Annotated in this window: 22 protein-coding genes; 14 read left to right on the top strand and 8 right to left on the bottom strand. The window is 27.2% G+C overall.

The genetic code is table 11. The features are described 5' to 3' along the window. Positions 1-53: 53 nt before the first annotated feature. On the bottom strand, positions 54-242 hold the full coding sequence (locus C7N41_RS07655; RefSeq protein WP_140935886.1) for a hypothetical protein: 189 nt from the start codon (positions 240-242) through the stop codon (positions 54-56). A gap of 37 nt (positions 243-279) precedes the next feature. On the opposite strand from C7N41_RS07655, the gene C7N41_RS03420 reads away from it, so the two are divergent. Then, entirely contained in the window at positions 280-843 is a 564-nt protein-coding gene (locus C7N41_RS03420; RefSeq protein ID WP_157944958.1) for a helix-turn-helix transcriptional regulator, read from the top strand. A 234-nt stretch (positions 844-1,077) separates the two neighbouring features. Here the strand turns inward: C7N41_RS03420 and C7N41_RS03425 are convergent, their stop codons facing one another. From C7N41_RS03425 to C7N41_RS03435, 3 genes are all read right to left on the bottom strand, one after another. Further along, the gene (locus C7N41_RS03425) at positions 1,078-1,590 is read right to left on the bottom strand and encodes a GNAT family N-acetyltransferase (protein ID WP_225362852.1); all 513 of its coding nucleotides are present in this window, start codon (positions 1,588-1,590) and stop codon (positions 1,078-1,080) included. A 120-nt stretch (positions 1,591-1,710) separates the two neighbouring features. After that, on the bottom strand, positions 1,711-3,024 hold the full coding sequence (locus C7N41_RS03430; protein ID WP_167390231.1) for an MFS transporter: 1,314 nt from the start codon (positions 3,022-3,024) through the stop codon (positions 1,711-1,713). A gap of 275 nt (positions 3,025-3,299) precedes the next feature. Continuing rightward, positions 3,300-3,494: a GNAT family N-acetyltransferase gene (locus C7N41_RS03435; RefSeq protein ID WP_105964335.1), complete on the bottom strand. Its 195-nt coding sequence runs from the start codon at positions 3,492-3,494 to the stop codon at positions 3,300-3,302. A gap of 688 nt (positions 3,495-4,182) precedes the next feature. On the opposite strand from C7N41_RS03435, the gene C7N41_RS03445 reads away from it, so the two are divergent. The 10 genes from C7N41_RS03445 to C7N41_RS03495 all read left to right on the top strand — a co-directional run bounded on the left by C7N41_RS03445 (position 4,183) and on the right by C7N41_RS03495 (position 10,234). Continuing rightward, entirely contained in the window at positions 4,183-4,623 is a 441-nt protein-coding gene (locus tag C7N41_RS03445) for a CopY/TcrY family copper transport repressor (RefSeq protein WP_105964337.1), read from the top strand. After that, positions 4,613-6,853, top strand: a complete 2,241-nt coding sequence (locus tag C7N41_RS03450) for a heavy metal translocating P-type ATPase (protein ID WP_404799010.1) — start codon at positions 4,613-4,615, stop codon at positions 6,851-6,853. Before C7N41_RS03445 ends, C7N41_RS03450 begins: the two co-directional genes overlap by 11 nt. Before the next feature lie 131 nt (positions 6,854-6,984). Further along, on the top strand, positions 6,985-7,404 hold the full coding sequence (locus C7N41_RS03455) for a hypothetical protein (RefSeq protein ID WP_140936077.1): 420 nt from the start codon (positions 6,985-6,987) through the stop codon (positions 7,402-7,404). A 123-nt stretch (positions 7,405-7,527) separates the two neighbouring features. Further along, positions 7,528-7,719 (top strand): helix-turn-helix transcriptional regulator, encoded by a 192-nt coding sequence (locus tag C7N41_RS03460; protein ID WP_105964339.1) that lies wholly within the window; start codon positions 7,528-7,530, stop codon positions 7,717-7,719. Positions 7,720-7,721: 2 nt separating this feature from the next. Further along, positions 7,722-8,261 (top strand): DUF3278 domain-containing protein, encoded by a 540-nt coding sequence (locus C7N41_RS03465; RefSeq protein WP_105964340.1) that lies wholly within the window; start codon positions 7,722-7,724, stop codon positions 8,259-8,261. Positions 8,262-8,283: 22 nt separating this feature from the next. Continuing rightward, entirely contained in the window at positions 8,284-8,820 is a 537-nt protein-coding gene (locus C7N41_RS03470; RefSeq protein WP_105964341.1) for a DUF3278 domain-containing protein, read from the top strand. A gap of 22 nt (positions 8,821-8,842) precedes the next feature. Further along, a complete protein-coding gene (locus tag C7N41_RS03475; RefSeq protein WP_105964342.1) occupies positions 8,843-9,139 on the top strand; it encodes a hypothetical protein in 297 nt (98 codons plus the stop codon). A gap of 316 nt (positions 9,140-9,455) precedes the next feature. Next, positions 9,456-9,752, top strand: a complete 297-nt coding sequence (locus C7N41_RS03485; RefSeq protein WP_105964344.1) for a hypothetical protein — start codon at positions 9,456-9,458, stop codon at positions 9,750-9,752. A 12-nt stretch (positions 9,753-9,764) separates the two neighbouring features. Beyond that, complete coding sequence (locus C7N41_RS03490) at positions 9,765-10,010, top strand: hypothetical protein (protein ID WP_105964345.1); 246 nt, start codon at positions 9,765-9,767, stop codon at positions 10,008-10,010. A gap of 38 nt (positions 10,011-10,048) precedes the next feature. After that, positions 10,049-10,234: a hypothetical protein gene (locus tag C7N41_RS03495; protein WP_105964346.1), complete on the top strand. Its 186-nt coding sequence runs from the start codon at positions 10,049-10,051 to the stop codon at positions 10,232-10,234. Positions 10,235-10,281: 47 nt separating this feature from the next. On the opposite strand, the gene C7N41_RS03500 is transcribed toward C7N41_RS03495, so the two are convergent. After that, positions 10,282-11,391 (bottom strand): pectate lyase family protein, encoded by a 1,110-nt coding sequence (locus tag C7N41_RS03500; protein ID WP_105964347.1) that lies wholly within the window; start codon positions 11,389-11,391, stop codon positions 10,282-10,284. A 106-nt stretch (positions 11,392-11,497) separates the two neighbouring features. Here C7N41_RS03500 and C7N41_RS03505 point away from each other — a divergent pair, with 106 nt between their 5' ends. Further along, a complete protein-coding gene (locus C7N41_RS03505) occupies positions 11,498-11,767 on the top strand; it encodes a hypothetical protein (RefSeq protein ID WP_105964348.1) in 270 nt (89 codons plus the stop codon). A gap of 42 nt (positions 11,768-11,809) precedes the next feature. Here the strand turns inward: C7N41_RS03505 and C7N41_RS03510 are convergent, their stop codons facing one another. Then, positions 11,810-12,235 (bottom strand): YjdF family protein, encoded by a 426-nt coding sequence (locus C7N41_RS03510; protein WP_157944959.1) that lies wholly within the window; start codon positions 12,233-12,235, stop codon positions 11,810-11,812. 232 nt (positions 12,236-12,467) lie between these two features. Here C7N41_RS03510 and C7N41_RS07660 point away from each other — a divergent pair, with 232 nt between their 5' ends. Beyond that, entirely contained in the window at positions 12,468-12,635 is a 168-nt protein-coding gene (locus C7N41_RS07660; protein WP_157944960.1) for a hypothetical protein, read from the top strand. Between the two features lie 132 nt (positions 12,636-12,767). Further along, the gene (locus C7N41_RS03515; protein WP_105964350.1) at positions 12,768-14,117 is read left to right on the top strand and encodes a GH25 family lysozyme; all 1,350 of its coding nucleotides are present in this window, start codon (positions 12,768-12,770) and stop codon (positions 14,115-14,117) included. Positions 14,118-14,157: 40 nt separating this feature from the next. Here C7N41_RS03515 and C7N41_RS03520 read toward each other — a convergent pair whose 3' ends face one another. Both C7N41_RS03520 and C7N41_RS03525 read right to left on the bottom strand, forming a co-directional pair. Then, complete coding sequence (locus C7N41_RS03520; protein WP_105964351.1) at positions 14,158-14,694, bottom strand: hypothetical protein; 537 nt, start codon at positions 14,692-14,694, stop codon at positions 14,158-14,160. A gap of 127 nt (positions 14,695-14,821) precedes the next feature. Next, positions 14,822-16,141, bottom strand: a complete 1,320-nt coding sequence (locus C7N41_RS03525; RefSeq protein WP_225362853.1) for a GH25 family lysozyme — start codon at positions 16,139-16,141, stop codon at positions 14,822-14,824. Positions 16,142-16,362: the final 221 nt, after the last annotated feature.

Below are 16,362 nucleotides of genomic sequence, written 5' to 3' on the forward strand. Positions count from 1 at the left end.
AAAAAACAGACACATGAAAGTGTCTGTTTTTATTGGTTAATTTTAATTTATAATTAATCTTGAACAGTTTTAATGCCGTCCCAAATTTTTTGCCAAAAGCCCTGATCATCGTCGCTTATTTTATGATGTTTTCGTGCAGCATAAACATTATTACTGCCATTATTAATGGCAGTAAATGAACCATAACTAAATGATAATGACATGACAACAATTGCAAAAGCAGTTACTAATTTTTTCAACATAATCACACTCCAATTATTTTTTAGAGAAGGTAATAATATGAAAATATCTAATCAACTAAAGAAAGCTAGGAAAAATAAAAAATTAACTCAAGAATATGTAGCTAGCCAAATTAATGTTTCTAGAAAAACTATTTCAAGTTGGGAAAATGGTCGTGGACAACCCAATTCTTCATATTTGAAACAATTAAATTCCATATATGATACCAATCTCCAACTACATTATACACAAAATAAACATGAAAATAATAAACATTTTCATTTATTTTATTATATTAACCTTTTATTATTTATTTTATCCTTAATAAATTTATTTACTGGAATGTTTATGGGAATAGCAGCATTACAATTAATTTTCGTTTCTTTTTTCTTTATATATTATAGAATAAATTTATTTATTGAATTAAAAAGTGAACGTAAATATATGTATGCTTTTTTTTGTGTAATAATTATTTTATTTATAATTACTATGAATAATTTAGAATACATATATATTTTTTCAAATATTTTAAAAGATATTCCATTTGCTATAGGTGCAGTTATACACTCTTTAATAATTACTTCTAGTTTCTTCATCATAACTAACTACAGAAATGGTAAATAGTATTGGATATTATTTAAAAATTATGTCTATAGACACGATAATATATTGATATAACAGTATTTTAATAATGTATATTTTTTATGAATGTAACCCATATATTTGTCTATTTTTAATTACTAGCTTGATGATTTTTTAGATATTTTATATATTTAAGTTGTTGATAAATTAATTATCAATTATAGATATGTGTTGAACAGGGAGCATTTAAATGCTCCCTGTTTTTTATTTATAAAATTATATTCTCCTCTCCCCTTTTAAATTATTCCAATCATTTCTTAAAATTCCATATTTTACAGAATTCCAATACTTATCTTCCCAGTATCTTACTTTTGGAATCTCAGCTTCTTTATTTAAGCCAATTTTGGTTGCTAAATGCATCATACTTTGATTACCAGACCAAGTTGTTAATCCAACATGAGGTAAATCAACTAGCACAAAAATTTCATCAATCCACTTCTTTAAAGCAATTTTTCCAATGCCTTTATGCCAATTTGATTTATCATAAATACAAATACCGACATCTAACCATCTTTTTAAGTTTTTATCTTCATAATACGCTGAAACTGATCCAACGATTTCACCGTCACACCAGATAGCTTTATACATATTGTTATTTAAATGCTTTTTAGAAGCTTCTCCATTAACAAAATCTTCTTTTGCAGGCAATTTGTCTTTAAAATATGGACCATTAAATTTTGTCCATGCAGCATTTTTATCCTTATATGCAACATTCCAGAAATCTTCCAAATCATTTTTATTTATTTTTTAAGAGATATCTTCATTTATTTCACTCCAAGCAATATATAATTTTTTAAATATTAACACAAAAAAAGAGAACAGAATTAAATTCTGTTCTCAAAATTTTCATTATTCTTTTGTTGAAGAAACTACTAAAAATTGAATGATACTTAATACAGCTAAAAATAGGATTGCAAAAGTATAACCAATTACATTATTTGTGCCTGAAATAGCAGTAATCTTAGTAATAATTGTGGAAACAATGACAGTGCCAATTGCACCAGCAAATTGTTGAACTGTGGTTAAGATTGCATTACCGTCGGCTTTAATATCAGCTGCTAAGTAATCTAAACCTTTGGTCATAATGTTTCCGTATGATAATCCAATTCCAATCATAATAATTGTGTAGAAGATTGTGAAAATGGTATCACTTAAATTATAAGAAGTAGCTGCTAGATAAAGTAATGAAATTACGATGGCACCAATTCCAGTTAGAATTGGTTTCTTAGCACCTAGACGATCTAATAGTGATCCTGAGAATGGTGAAATAATAGCACCAACAACAGCACCAGGTAATAAGATTAATCCAGCAATACTTGATGAACTATGATTAATAATTTGGACATAATTAGGAACAATGAATGATAGTCCTAAGATAATTAATTGATTTATAAAGAATGCAATTACATATTTTGAATAAGCCATATTCTTAAGAATCTTAACGTTTAGAATAGGATCTTCTTTTCGATCTTGTATTTTTATAAATATAGTTAAAGCAATAATTCCAATTATGATTGGTAAAATAACATTAACACTAAGTAGTGGTTTACTACTGATGTTACTAATTCCAAAAATCAAACCAGCAAAGGTTAAGAAAATCAAAATAAGGCTAAATACATCAAATTTATTATTGCTTAATTCACTTTGTGGTAATTTTGGAACTGATATAATTCCCAAGATAAAAGCTAAAACTAAAATTGGAATTAAAATGATAAAAATATAACGCCAACCTAGCGTATTAACAATAATTCCACCGAATGTAGGCCCCACAGCTGATGCTGCAGCAGTTATTAATGAGCCAAATCCCATCATGAAACCAAGTCTACTTTTTGGAACATTTTCCAAAATAATGTTGAACATTAACGGTAATGCAATCCCAGTTCCAATTCCTTGGATCAGTCTTCCCAGTAATAAGAAGATGAATGCTGGTGCCATCGCATCAACAACCAAACCAATTAGGAATAAAATACTAGCGCATATAAATAAATGACTAGTCTTAAATCTTTCTTTTAGGAATTTGGAAAGTGGAATCACACTGGATAAAACCAATAGATAAATCGTTGTAATCCATTGGACTACATTTAGTCCAATATGGAATTCTGAAATTAAAGTTGGAAATGTGATATTCATCGAGGTTTCAACAGTCACCCCACTGAATGTCATAACTCCGACAGCAATTATTGCTAATAATACGTTTGTTGATATTCTCTCTTTCATTAAATAATCATTATATTTCGTCTCCTATAAAATTTGTATTATAAAATACATTAGTGTTTGTAATTATAGTGAATTAAAATTTTTCGTGCAATGAAAAATTTAAAAAAGATATCCACAAATTTTTTAAATCTGTGTATATCTTTTTATTTAATCGATTAATAAATGATTATATTTACTTTTATGTTTAAAGAACATTTTTGCATATTCACAAATAGGATTAATCAACAAGTTATTTTTTCAGAATATTTTATTACTTCTAACATTAATTGTTTTGCAATACCTTTACCACGATATTTTTCTTCAACAATAATGTGATTAATAGATAAAATATTATCTTTGATTGTGAAATTAGCTCTAGCAATTTCAGAATTATTATTCATTAAATAAATATTTTCTTGATCATAACTAAATTTCATTTTTAGTACTCCTTTTAGTATGCCAAAATCTTATTAAGACACAAATTAATAAAAAGATTATGTAAAACGTTAATATTCTAATGTTGAAATGCATTGATATGCCGAAATTAAAGCCGCCATCTTTGAATATATTTTTAATCAATTTTATACCCAATAATGACGTATGAGTCTCATTCGAATTAATAATGAACAATTCAATAATTGATTCCAATACTATAAAAATTATGAATGCTAGACTATCTGATAAAAAGTTTAGTATATATTTTATCTTCATAAAAAATTTCTCCTTCTTATTAATTATATTATATTTTAATGTTCTTATAATTAACATCAAAAAAGCAGCACTTAGACTCTCTGTTCTAAGTGCTGCTTTTGTTATAAATTTATTTGTAGAGTGTAGGAGATAGTTAATTTGCAGGAGTATTTATTAACTTCAATTATTGATCCATCTTAAAGATGCAGCTTTCCAATCCTGATTAACACGTAAGTTCAGTCTATATTTATGATTTTGATTAATATTCGATTGATTTTTCTTAATTAAATGTTTTTTCATGATTGTAAAACCTTCTTTCCTTTAAGATTATTAATAATATAACAATGAAATCTTAAACAAAACTTAAGCCAAAATCTTTTTATTTGATTTTTTAGTCTACAAGTGTAGACTAAATATAAATAATAAATTTGCGAGGTGGTAACCATCGATAACAAAGTTAGTAATATTTCCGATGCTGAATGGGAATTAATGCGTATTTTGTGGACAATCGGTGATTCAAGAAGTAAGACCATTATTGATTTGCTTTCTAAAAAAAGTGATTGGAGTGAATCAACAATTAAAACTTTAATTACTAGATTAAAGAACAAAAAAATAATCGGCGTTAAAAAAATTGATAAAAAGAATTATTATCATTGTTTAATTAATGAACAAGATGCTTACAAGATGAAAATTAAACATTTGTTTGATGAAATTTGTTGTATGCAATATGGTTCAACCCTTGATTATTTAATCGATAATGTTGATTTAAGTAAATCTGATATTAGTAAATTAATTAACACTTTGAATAAAAAAATGGTTGATGCACCAGAAAAAGTTGAATGTCATTGTTTAGGAGGTAAGATTTATGAGTCATAAAGATATGAAAGACATGGATCACAGTAAGATGAATCATGAAAATATGGATTGCTGTGACAATAATCATAAGGACATGAAAAATTGTGATATGAAACATGATGATAAAGAACATATGGATCATGATATGAATCACAATCACATGCACCATGACATGAGTAATATGGAACATAATCATGAAGGTCATGATATGAATCACATGGGACATATGGATCACAACATGGATATGGGTAGCATGAACCATGATCATGGCCATATGATGATGAATCATGGTGGCCACATGATGGACATGGGAGATTTAAAAAAGAAGTTTTGGATTTCATTAATCCTAACAATTCCTATTATTCTAATGTCACCAATGATGGGGATGAAATTACCATTTCAATTAACTTTTAGTGGTTCTGATTTTATTGTTTTAATTTTAGGAAGTATTTTATTCTTCTACTGCAGTACACCATTTTTTAACGGTGCCAAGGGTGAAATGAAAAATAAAAAACCTGAAATGATGTCACTAATTACCTTAGGAATTTCAGTTGCTTATATTTACAGTATTTACGCGGTGATTGCTAATGATATTTTACATGTGACTCCAATGGTTAATGATTTCTTTTGGGAGTTATCCACATTAATTGTGATTATGTTATTGGGCCACTGGATTGAAATGAATTCAGTGATGAATGCCGGTTCTGCAATTAACAAATTATCTAAATTATTGCCTGATAACGCACATTTAATTACTGATAATGAAACTAAAAATGTTTCCACAAGTGAATTATCAGTTGGGGATTCAATTTTAATTCAAGCTGGGGAAAAGATTCCGGCTGATGGTACTATCTATGATGGTTCGACCGCAGTGAATGAATCATTAGTAACTGGTGAATCTAGAAGTGTTAACAAGAAGCCTTCAGATAAAGTTATCGGTGGTTCTGTAAATGGTGATGGCACGATTAAAGTTAAAATTTCTGGAACTGGGAATAGTGGTTATTTATCAAAAGTTATGAACATGGTGCAAGAAGCTCAATCAGCTAAATCAAAAACCGAAAATTTAGCTAATCAAGTTGCCAGTTACTTATTCTATGCCGCACTAGTAGTCGCAATTATTGCTTTCGTTGCTTGGTCCTTTATTAAAGGCGTTAGCTTCTCAATTCCAGTAACCGTAACCGTATTAATCATTGCATGTCCACATGCATTAGGCTTGGCAGTTCCTCTAATCGTTTCTAGAACAACTTCCATTGCCGCTACTAATGGTTTATTAATTAGAAACAAAAATTCTTTAGAAAAAATCAATGATATTAAATACGCATTAATGGATAAAACTGGAACTTTAACTGAAGGTAAATTCCAAGTTAATGGTTATGATCGTTTAGACAATAGTTACTCCAAAGATGATATTTTGCAGATTGCTGCTAGCGTTGAACAAAATTCCAATCATCCTTTAGCAACTGGCATTATGGAAACTGCTAAACAAAAAGAATTATCATTATCTGAAGTAAATAATGATAATCAAATTACTGGATATGGAATGCGCGGAACTGTTAATAATCATGAATTTTTGGTTGTTTCAGCTGCTTATTTAGATGCCAATAATATTGATTATGATGCTAGTGCATCTAAACAATATTTAGAAAAAGGTAATTCACTAAGCTATGTGGTTGAAAACAACAATGTAATTGGTTTTGTTGCCGAAGGTGATTCAATCAAATCTGGCTCCAAAGCGATGATTCAATATCTACAAAGCCAAGGTATTACTCCAGTGATGTTAACTGGTGATAACGAAGCAGCTGCTAACAAAGTAGCTTCATTACTAGGAATTACAGAAGTAAAAGCAAAATTACTTCCAGAAGATAAACAAAAGAATGTTACTAATTATCAAAAAGATGGCAAAGTAATGTTCATTGGTGATGGGATCAATGATGCACCTAGTTTAACTCAATCTGATATGGGAATTGCAATTGGATCAGGAACTGACGTTGCCGTTGATTCAGCTGATGTGGTATTAGTTAATAGTAATCCATTAGATGTTGTTAACTTAGTTAAATTAGCTAAGAAAGCACATACTAAGATGATTCAAAACTTATGGTGGGGTGCTGGTTACAATATTGTAGCTTTACCATTAGCTGCTGGAATCTTATCATTTGCTGGTATTATGCTAGATCCAATGGTTGGAGCTATTATCATGTCACTAAGTACAGTGATTGTTGCTTTGAATGCTTTAACTTTAAAAATTAAATAATTAAAATAATAAAAAGTAGTTAACCTTGATACAAGGGTAGCTACTTTTTTATTTGCGTGTCTATTTATTTAAAAAATGGCTGAATTAATATATAATCGCAATTATGTTAAATAATAGAAAGGAATATTGATGTGAAAAGATTAATATTTTCGGTTATTTTGATTTTTATACTGTTTATTTCATGGAATCATTATAAAAACAATGATTCCAATAATAATTTTCAATATGAAATTAATCAGGTAAAACAAGGTAATTTCAAAGAATTATTGGGATCAAAAAGCCAGGCCGACTTAAAAAATGAAGCAAGTGAATTAGGTGGAGCAGTTAATAGCCAATTTAAACAGGTAGAAAATAATTTTAATAAGAAAAATGAAGAAAAAGCTAAAACTAGAAGTAATGAAGAAAATAAAGGCTTTGATTCAGCGATTAACAATAAAAATTTCAATGTTAATAATGTTTCTGAAGAGTTCAAACAAGGTTATCAACAAGGATTAAAGCAATTGGAAGCATTAGCTAAGAAGTTACATTTGATTAAAGAAAATAATAATTAAATAAATGAAAAAGGGCATTGTTATAATTAATAATGTCCTTTTTAAATTTGACTTTTATAAAATTATAAGTAACATATAAGTTACTTAAGTAATTTATATGTTACCTAAGTGGGAGCGTGAAATATGAATAATAAAGTAAAAATCATCAGAGTTTCTAAAGATATGCAACAAAAAGACTTAGCTTTAAAAGTAGGTATTTCCAGACAAACTTTAAGTTTGATTGAGAAGGGACAATATAATCCCTCTTTAAAGTTATGTGTGAATATTGCAGAAGCTTTAGACTCTGATCTAAATACATTATTTTGGAAGGTGTAAGAATGAAGAAACAAAAGGAATCATTTTATGTAAAATTTATAAAATATTTATATAATATCAATGATAATTTTGATGAATATAAAAGGTCAGAAGTAAATAGGATTGGTAATAATGCATTTATGTTTTTAATAGTATATTTTTGGTTAGAAACCATGTCCTTTGTTGTATTAGTATTTTCTTCATTCGATTTAACAGATATGTTATCAATAATATTCTTTTCAAATGCGTTAATATTGTTCATTATAATGTCTTACATATCTTTTAGCATTTATAAATTAAAATTAGATCATATAGATGCATATGATGATATGGATTACCATTTAAAATTAAAAAAATTAAAAAGAAAAAGTATTTTTATGTCATTAATATTTTTTATTATTGAACGTTTATCAACATTTTACCTAGATTATTCTTACAATACTGATAACTTGTCATTAATCCAATTAATTTTTTCTCCGAGAGCAAATATAAATTGGTTTATAGGAGCTGTGTCTGTAGGATTTATTTATTATTTTAGAACTAAGTCAAAAATTAACAAATAAATTTTAAATAGAAGGTGTAAAAATGAATAAACAAAAGGAATCCTTATACATAAAAATAATAAAACATGTTTATGGTATACAGGGATATTTCGATGAATATAAAAAACAAGAAGTAAATAGAATAGGTAATAATGCTTTCTTAATATTGTTTTCTTTATTTTGGATAGAACTCTTAGCAACAAGTTTTGCTTCATTACGTGTTGATTCTGATCTAATATTAGAAATTTTGATTTGTAGTAATTTATTGATATTTTTTGTAATTCTTTGGTATTTAGCCATTGCGGTTTCTAGGCTTAACTTGGATCAAGTGGAAGCTTATGATGATAATGATTTTCATCTGAAACTAAAAATAGCTAAAAAGAAAGCTATTTTTACATTCTTTTTAGATTTTATAATACCACGTATTTTCTTTTTTATTTTTGATTTGTTAGACAAAGACAATGAATTAAGCATTTGGCAAAACATTATTTCACCTAAAGAAAATATTGTTTGGGGAATAGGTGCTATTTTTATGGGGTTTACTACTTACCTTATTTTAAAATCAAGAATTAAAAAATAAATTTAGTTATAGAGGTGACTTCATGAATAAAGAAAATTCATTAAAAAAATTAGGTGCTTTAAATATATTATATATTACTGTATTTATATTAGGATCATTAGATATTATATTTTTATTCAAAATCAATTCTCAAAATTTTGTAATGTTTTTTCTTCTTATTATCGGAATTATTAATTCACAAAGCAGATATTTTAAAAATAAAAAGGAAATAAAAAATGGGAAAATTAATCTTAATAAGAAAATTAATATTTCTATTGTTATTGTTTCTATTTTTGTCTTTTGTTTATTAATTATTAATCTAATCTATATATTAAATTAAATTTTATTATTCTTAGGAGTCAAAAATTATGAATGAAAAACATTTATTAAATAAATTAAATTTAGTAATGATAACAGCAATTATATCTTTAACAATATCTTTATTCTTCGTAATGTTTTTACAAAAAATCTCTTATGCAATGGGGATTATGGCACTTATCTTATTAATAATAAGATACTTTATATATAGATATAATATAAAATCCAATAAGTATATTATAAATACTAATAAAAACATGAATCGCATATTTATATATAGTTTGATAATGCCATTTTTATTTATGTTATTAAGTTATATCCCTAGTTAGGAGGATTAAATGAAAAATTATTTAAAGAAAGCTTTTAGTGCAAAAGAATTAACAAAGACTATTAGTTATATGTTTTCTCTCATTTGTATTTTTTGGCTAGGTAATAATATTGATGAAATAATGAAATATAATATTATCAAAATAACAGAACTTATAGGTATTTTTATATTTATTAATATAATAGGTATTTTTAAAGTTAAGTATTTAGATAAAGTAAATTATAAGAAATATTACGTTATTTTTAATTTGTTTTTATTAGCTTTTGAAATTTTATTTGTTATTTATATAATGAATTATAATTTTTAAAGAGGTGAGATAATGAAAATTAACAGTAAAAAGTTTGGAGATCTTCTATGCTGTTTATTACTCATAGTATTCGTTTTTAATGCAAGTAAATTAAATATGCTTGGTGTTATTTTAGCTATGATTGTAATGATATTGCCGATTTCTATTAAGAAAGTAATTATTGATTTTAAAGACAGCAAAAAGCTATACATAATATTTAATGTAATTGTTTCTATTATTGTAATTGCTTCTTACGCTTGCATTTTTATTATCAAATAGTAATATAATTAATTTATAGGCTAAGAAGGTGTATTGTTATGATTTACATAATTGGTTATATGGCTACATTAGTGGGATTGTTGATGCTAATTACTAGATGGAATCATTTTTTTGGCAAGCTTAGCAAACTAGAAAAATTTGCATACATTATCATATGCTTAGGAATCTTAATTCCTCTAGTATATGGTTTTGTTATGGGAATAATTACCAATTTAAAACTATAATAACAAAAGGGTCGCTAACAGTTAGTTAGCGACCCTTTTTATAAATATTATTTAACACCGGCATCTTTCTTAATAGTCTTAATTAAATTGTGTGATGTAATTAAATGATATTTATATGGAATCTTAAGGCTTTTTGCATTGCTTTTAGCACTTGTCCCAATGGTATTTCTAAATGTATTATGTCTAGTTACAAATTTATATTCATCATTTTTACTATCTAGACCAACATTTTGGCTGTTATTGGTTTTATAGAAATAATTGTGTTCAGATAATACATTACTGCCACTGCCAATTTGCATAGCGTTATATTGATTTTGTGAATAACCTTGTGCATTTTGACCGGTAGGGTTGGTACTATTATCAAAATAGTTATTGTAAGCATGAACATAGCCTCTAAGTAATGGACGTCCCTTTAAGTTAGGACCAAACCAATTATTGCTTAAAGTGACATGTAATTTGTTTGTTGCCATATATGAATCATTTTTATTTGCACCGACTAATAATGGCAATCTTTCAGATGCTAAATCATGCCAATCGCCAACCCAATTCCATTTAGGATCAGGGTTCATATTTAACCATTTATTTGAAAACCAAAAATGATTATGATCAACAGTTACTTTATCGGAAGATAATGAAATTGAGAATAAATCATCGGGGATATCGTGAAAATCATTATTTTTAATAAGGGCATTATTTACACGACGTAGTGAAACTCCTAAATAGTTTACGCCAACGCCACCAACATTAATTTGATCATTATTTAATTTTTGTAAGTCACTAATATTACCATAGAAATTAATATTTTTAATGACTACATTATTAATACTTTGATTTGCGGGTAATAATTCACCGTCAACTTTTAATTGAATATTCACTAATGCAGGCTTGCTGCCCTTTAATCCTTCAATTGTTAAATTGTCCCAACTCTTATCAGCAAAAGTATAAGTCTTTGGAACATTTCCACCATTGATGGTTCCATCGACAATGATATGATGTTGCTTATTTTTAATAGCATCATTTAATTGTTGAACATTTTTAACAATCGTCGCTTTTTGAGTAGAACCTTTAGCATTAGAAAATCCAGCAGCATTCGTAATGTTGAAAGTTATTAACAACATAAAAATAAATGTTGAGACCGCAACAAATAATTTTTTCATAAAATCATTTCTTTCCTAAAATATTAGTATTATTATATTAAATAATAACAGGTTAATTATAAAAAGTAGAATTAAATGTTTAACCTTAAGGAAGGTGTTCACAATAATGAGATATGATGATTGTAATAGCTATGAAGATGCATATAGTAAAATGAAACAAGGATTTAATAGAAAGCCTACTGATTACGAAAAAGGGATGCAAAAAGCTATAATGGATCAAAATACATTCCTATACATAAAAGATCGTAAAATTATGTCCAAAATTTATACTGCAGGAATTAGTAATAAAAGCTTTTTAAGAAAACTATTTAATAAACCATATAGTGAAGAATATGAAGCAGGGTATAGTAAAGGACTTTCGATGTTTGAAAAATAATTTATATATTAAAAAGAGTGTCTATTTTATAGACACTCTTTTTTAATGGCCTTTATGCTTTTGAATCTTTTTTCTTTGTTTTAATTTAAACAAATCCTGTTTTTCTTTTTTAGCATAGAAGCGTTTGTTATTTTTAATACTTTCTTTTTTTAAATGAATTTGTTTTTTCAATGCATTTTGGGCTTTGGTACCAATACTTCTCTTTGATTCTTTTTTACTAATTCTTTGAAGCCTTTTTGGATTTATTCTTTTACTGTATTTATTAAAAGAATAATCTTTCTCTGCATGAAAATTGAACTTATACCATTTATTCAGTATTAAACTTTCAATAAGTGGCATTTTAGGTACAGATGAACCCAACGTTAATTGGGCAACCTCATAATATTTATCATATTTTCTTTCTATTATGATTTTGTAAAATGGATCATCAAAAATAACTAGGGTTCTATTTTGAACTAAATTTTGCATAACACTTATTACCTCCTTAAAAATATCGAAAGATGGACATCCAAGGAGGAGGGATACTGATAATGAAGTAATATTCATTATGTTCGGACTACCAACCGAAACTGTGTTTTTACTTTCTATAGTTAATATTATCAAATTTTTTGTAGATATTTAACCTAAATTTTATTAAAAAATTACTTCATTATTTTCAATTTTTTGTTATAATTATTTTCAAATTAGGAGGTAGTTTAATATGAACAATAAAGAAATTGCATTAGAACTTACCAAAGAATTCTTTAATCATGCTAGTTTAGATCCACAAGATGGTAAAACTTATCTAGAAGCATTCAATGAAGCATACACATTAATTTACAATAATGTTTGCACTGCTGAAGCAAACAATACAAAATCAAAAATTTAATTACTAAAAAATGCTTAGAAGAATTTTCTAAGCATTTTTATTTTTTCTACACATTTAATAAAATAGCGATAGAATAGAAGTAGGAGGTGAAGTATGCACTCTTACATTTTAAGTAAGATTACATATTAAAATATGAAAATAAAAAATATTTTATTAACTATTATAACTTCTACACTTTTAATAATTGCTTTTGTTTCATTTAAACCAAATGTTCATGCAATGTCAGCTAGTGATGCTAATCCTAGTAACACTGTTTATGATATTTCCGAATGGCAACATAATTTAACAGACTCACAGGTGCAACAATTAAAAAGTGAAGTCCCATTCGTCATTATTAGGGCTCAATTAGGAAGTATGCGCTATGATAATACTTTTCAGCATAACCGTGATTTATTAGAAAAATATGGTGTTCCATATGGTGTATATTCATTTAGTTTATATACATCGCCTGATGATGCAGAAAATGAAGCTCGCACGCTTTATCAACGAGCTCCACACGCTAGATTCTATGTAAATGATTATGAAGAAAATGATTTAACTTCTGGAGATCCTAATACTGCAGCTCAAACGTGGGTTGATACATTACGTCCGCTAGTAGGGCAAAGAAAGGTTTTATATTATGGCCCAGCATGGTTAATGTTAAGAGATACTTCTCAAGCTGTTAGTTCATATGATGGATATTGGCTTCCTGCATATCAAGATAGTGAACCACAAAGAGAACATGTTTTATGGCAGTTTTCGAGTACATTCCATTCAAATGCATTGGATAAAGATATAGATGCTAGTTTATTGAACTCTAAAGATACAAATTGGTTTATCGGTGATACTGCTGATGCGAATGCACAACCAGTTCCTGTTGATCCAAATAATAATTCAAATAGTAATCAATCTAATAATCAGAATAACAGTAATAACCAACAGAGTAACAATTCACAACAAAATCAATCAAGTAATTCACAAGATAATATTCCAAAACCTAAGCCTAAGCCTAGAAATACAACTTACACTCAACAATCTAAAACAATGATTATTAAAGATGGTTATGATTATCAAATTTATAATCATGTACCATTAGATAATAAATTCTCAGATAATATCTATGCTAAAGCTAGTGTTAGTGATTATACTCATAAAAGGGTTTATATAAATTCAATCGCTGATGTTAATGGCAGATCATATTATCGTTTATATTATCAAAACCATGCACTTGGTTGGGTTAATACTAAAGCTTTAGTTCCTAATGTTAATTATTCCAGTTATTATTTAAATAAAACGATGAAGAATAACCCTAAGGTAGCATTCCATAATCATATCAATAATAGCGGATTTGCTAGTCGCATTACTAATCATGGATATAGTTATGCTAATAAAAAATTAAAAATTACTAGTCGTGCCATTAAAGATGGTTGGCACAGCTATTATTATAAAGCTTATTATCACGGTAAATTGCTAGGTTGGATTTACCAAAGCGCATTTAAATAGTAACTAAAAGAGCATCTAGATTATTTATCTAGATGCTTTTTTATTTTAAGTATTTATCATTAATGGATTCAAAAATAGTTGGCCAGTCATTTTTATATTCAATTGTATAATCAGGGCCATTTTGCATTAACATTGGTTGATATGCATGGCATTTAGTATTTTTAGCTACTACATGATGCGAATTGTTATCAACATTAATAACATTTAAATTGTATAAATTATCAAGGACTTTAATAAAAGGAGCGATAATTAAATATTCACTAATTTTATCTTTGGCATTTTCATATTCATTATTTTGATTGAAAAAGATTTGAAAGACATCATCAGCCAAACTAAAGTGATTTTCTTGAGTTTGCCATCTGATATATTCATAAACTTTCATATCTGTAGAATATTTATTGTAATCAATGTCTACTTTATGATTGATTGAAGTTAGACTTTGTTTTCTCATTTCTTTTTGAATTAAATCATCTAGAGTTTTATTTTTTGATAATTGGCTGTCTTTACCACGTTCATAATTATCATAATTTCTATGAAAAACATCATTGTTTCTTGTAATAAAATCGCGTAATTTCATATGCATCCCTCCTACAATCTTCATTATAACTAACTATGCTTTTTATATATAATAATACAGTTATGATTTTTAACAAAAATAAAAATGCTACTTCCAAAAGAAATAGCATTTTTTAATTTAAATTCAATTATTTAAGAGCACTTTGGTAAATCCAACCAATGAGTTTACCTTTATAAAAGGCTTGATAGTAGTAACTGTGCCAACCATCTTTAATGGCACGACGGTTCACGCTTATTTTTTTATTTGCATAATTTTTACCATGAGCGGTTACTTTAACATTGGCAAAACCACTATTAGCAATATGATTATAAAAATCAATCTTATTATTTTTCTTTACAGTTTTAGTTTTGTAGTAATTTGTATATTTTACATTTGGGATAAGTGCTTTAGTATTAACCCAACCAATTGCGTGGTGTTTATAATATAAACGGTAATAAGTTTTATCATTAACAGTTGCAATTGAATTTACATAAACTGATTTGTGTTTATAGTCTTTAATACTGGCCTTTGCAGAAGTTTGGCCTTCAAACTTGTTGTCGCCTGGAACATGATTATAAACTTGGTAGTCATAACCATCTTTAACAATCATATTATTTGATTTTTGTACGTAGCTAGTATTTCTAGGCTTTGGTTGAGGCTTAGGTTGATCTGAATTGTTGTTATCACTGTTTTGATTATTATTATTTTGTTGGTTGTTGTTTTGTGTGTCATTATTTTGATTATTGTTGTTCTGATTATTTGGATCAACTGGTTGTGAATTAGTATCAGCAGTATCACCAATAAACCAGTTAGCATCTTTTGAATTCAATAAACTTGCATCCAAATTTTGTCCTAATGCATTAGAGTAAAAATCACTGGCAAATTGCCATAAGACATGTTCTCTCGAAGGTTCAGTTGGATTATAATTTGCCAACCAAAATCCATCATATGAACTAACAGCTTCAGCAGCATTATTTGTCATGAAACCAGCGTTTGAATAAAATAAAATTTTTCTTTGTCCAACCAAAGGTCTTAAAGCATTAATCCAAGCTTCAGTAGCTTCATTAGTGCCACCAGATTTAACCGTTTGTGTTTCATAATCGTTTACATAAAATCTAGCATTAGGTGCACGATTGTATAAGGTACGAGCTTCATCAGCGGCATCACTAGGGCTTTCATACATACTATATGAATAAACACCATATGGCATTCCATATTTATTCATTAAATCACGGTTTTGTTCAAAGTTTTTATCTGAATAAGCACTGCCTTGTTGTACTCTTAAAATCACAAAAGGTACTTCTGATTTTAATTGTTGCACTTGTTGGTCTGTGAATACTCCTTGATGTTCTGATAAATCGTAAACCGTATTGCTGGGATTAGCATCACTAGCTGACATTGCGTATGCATTGTGACTAGTAGCACCAAAAGTAACCATCAATAAACTAACAGCTACAATCGTTAACAAAAAGTTCTTTATTTTCATATGTATATATAAAATATTTCTATATATTCTATATATTTCACACCTCCATATATTTTTTTACTATATTATTAACCATCTTATTTTAATTAGCTTAACATATTTTTTATATGAAATTATCGATATCAAAAAATTGTTAAATAAGATTATTTTCTAAACTGATATCATTGCAAATTTTTCTTTGAATTAATTATAATAATCAATGT

Origin of the sequence: Apilactobacillus micheneri, assembly GCF_002993975.1 — a bacterium.
In the GTDB taxonomy this organism is placed as follows: domain Bacteria; phylum Bacillota; class Bacilli; order Lactobacillales; family Lactobacillaceae; genus Apilactobacillus; species Apilactobacillus micheneri.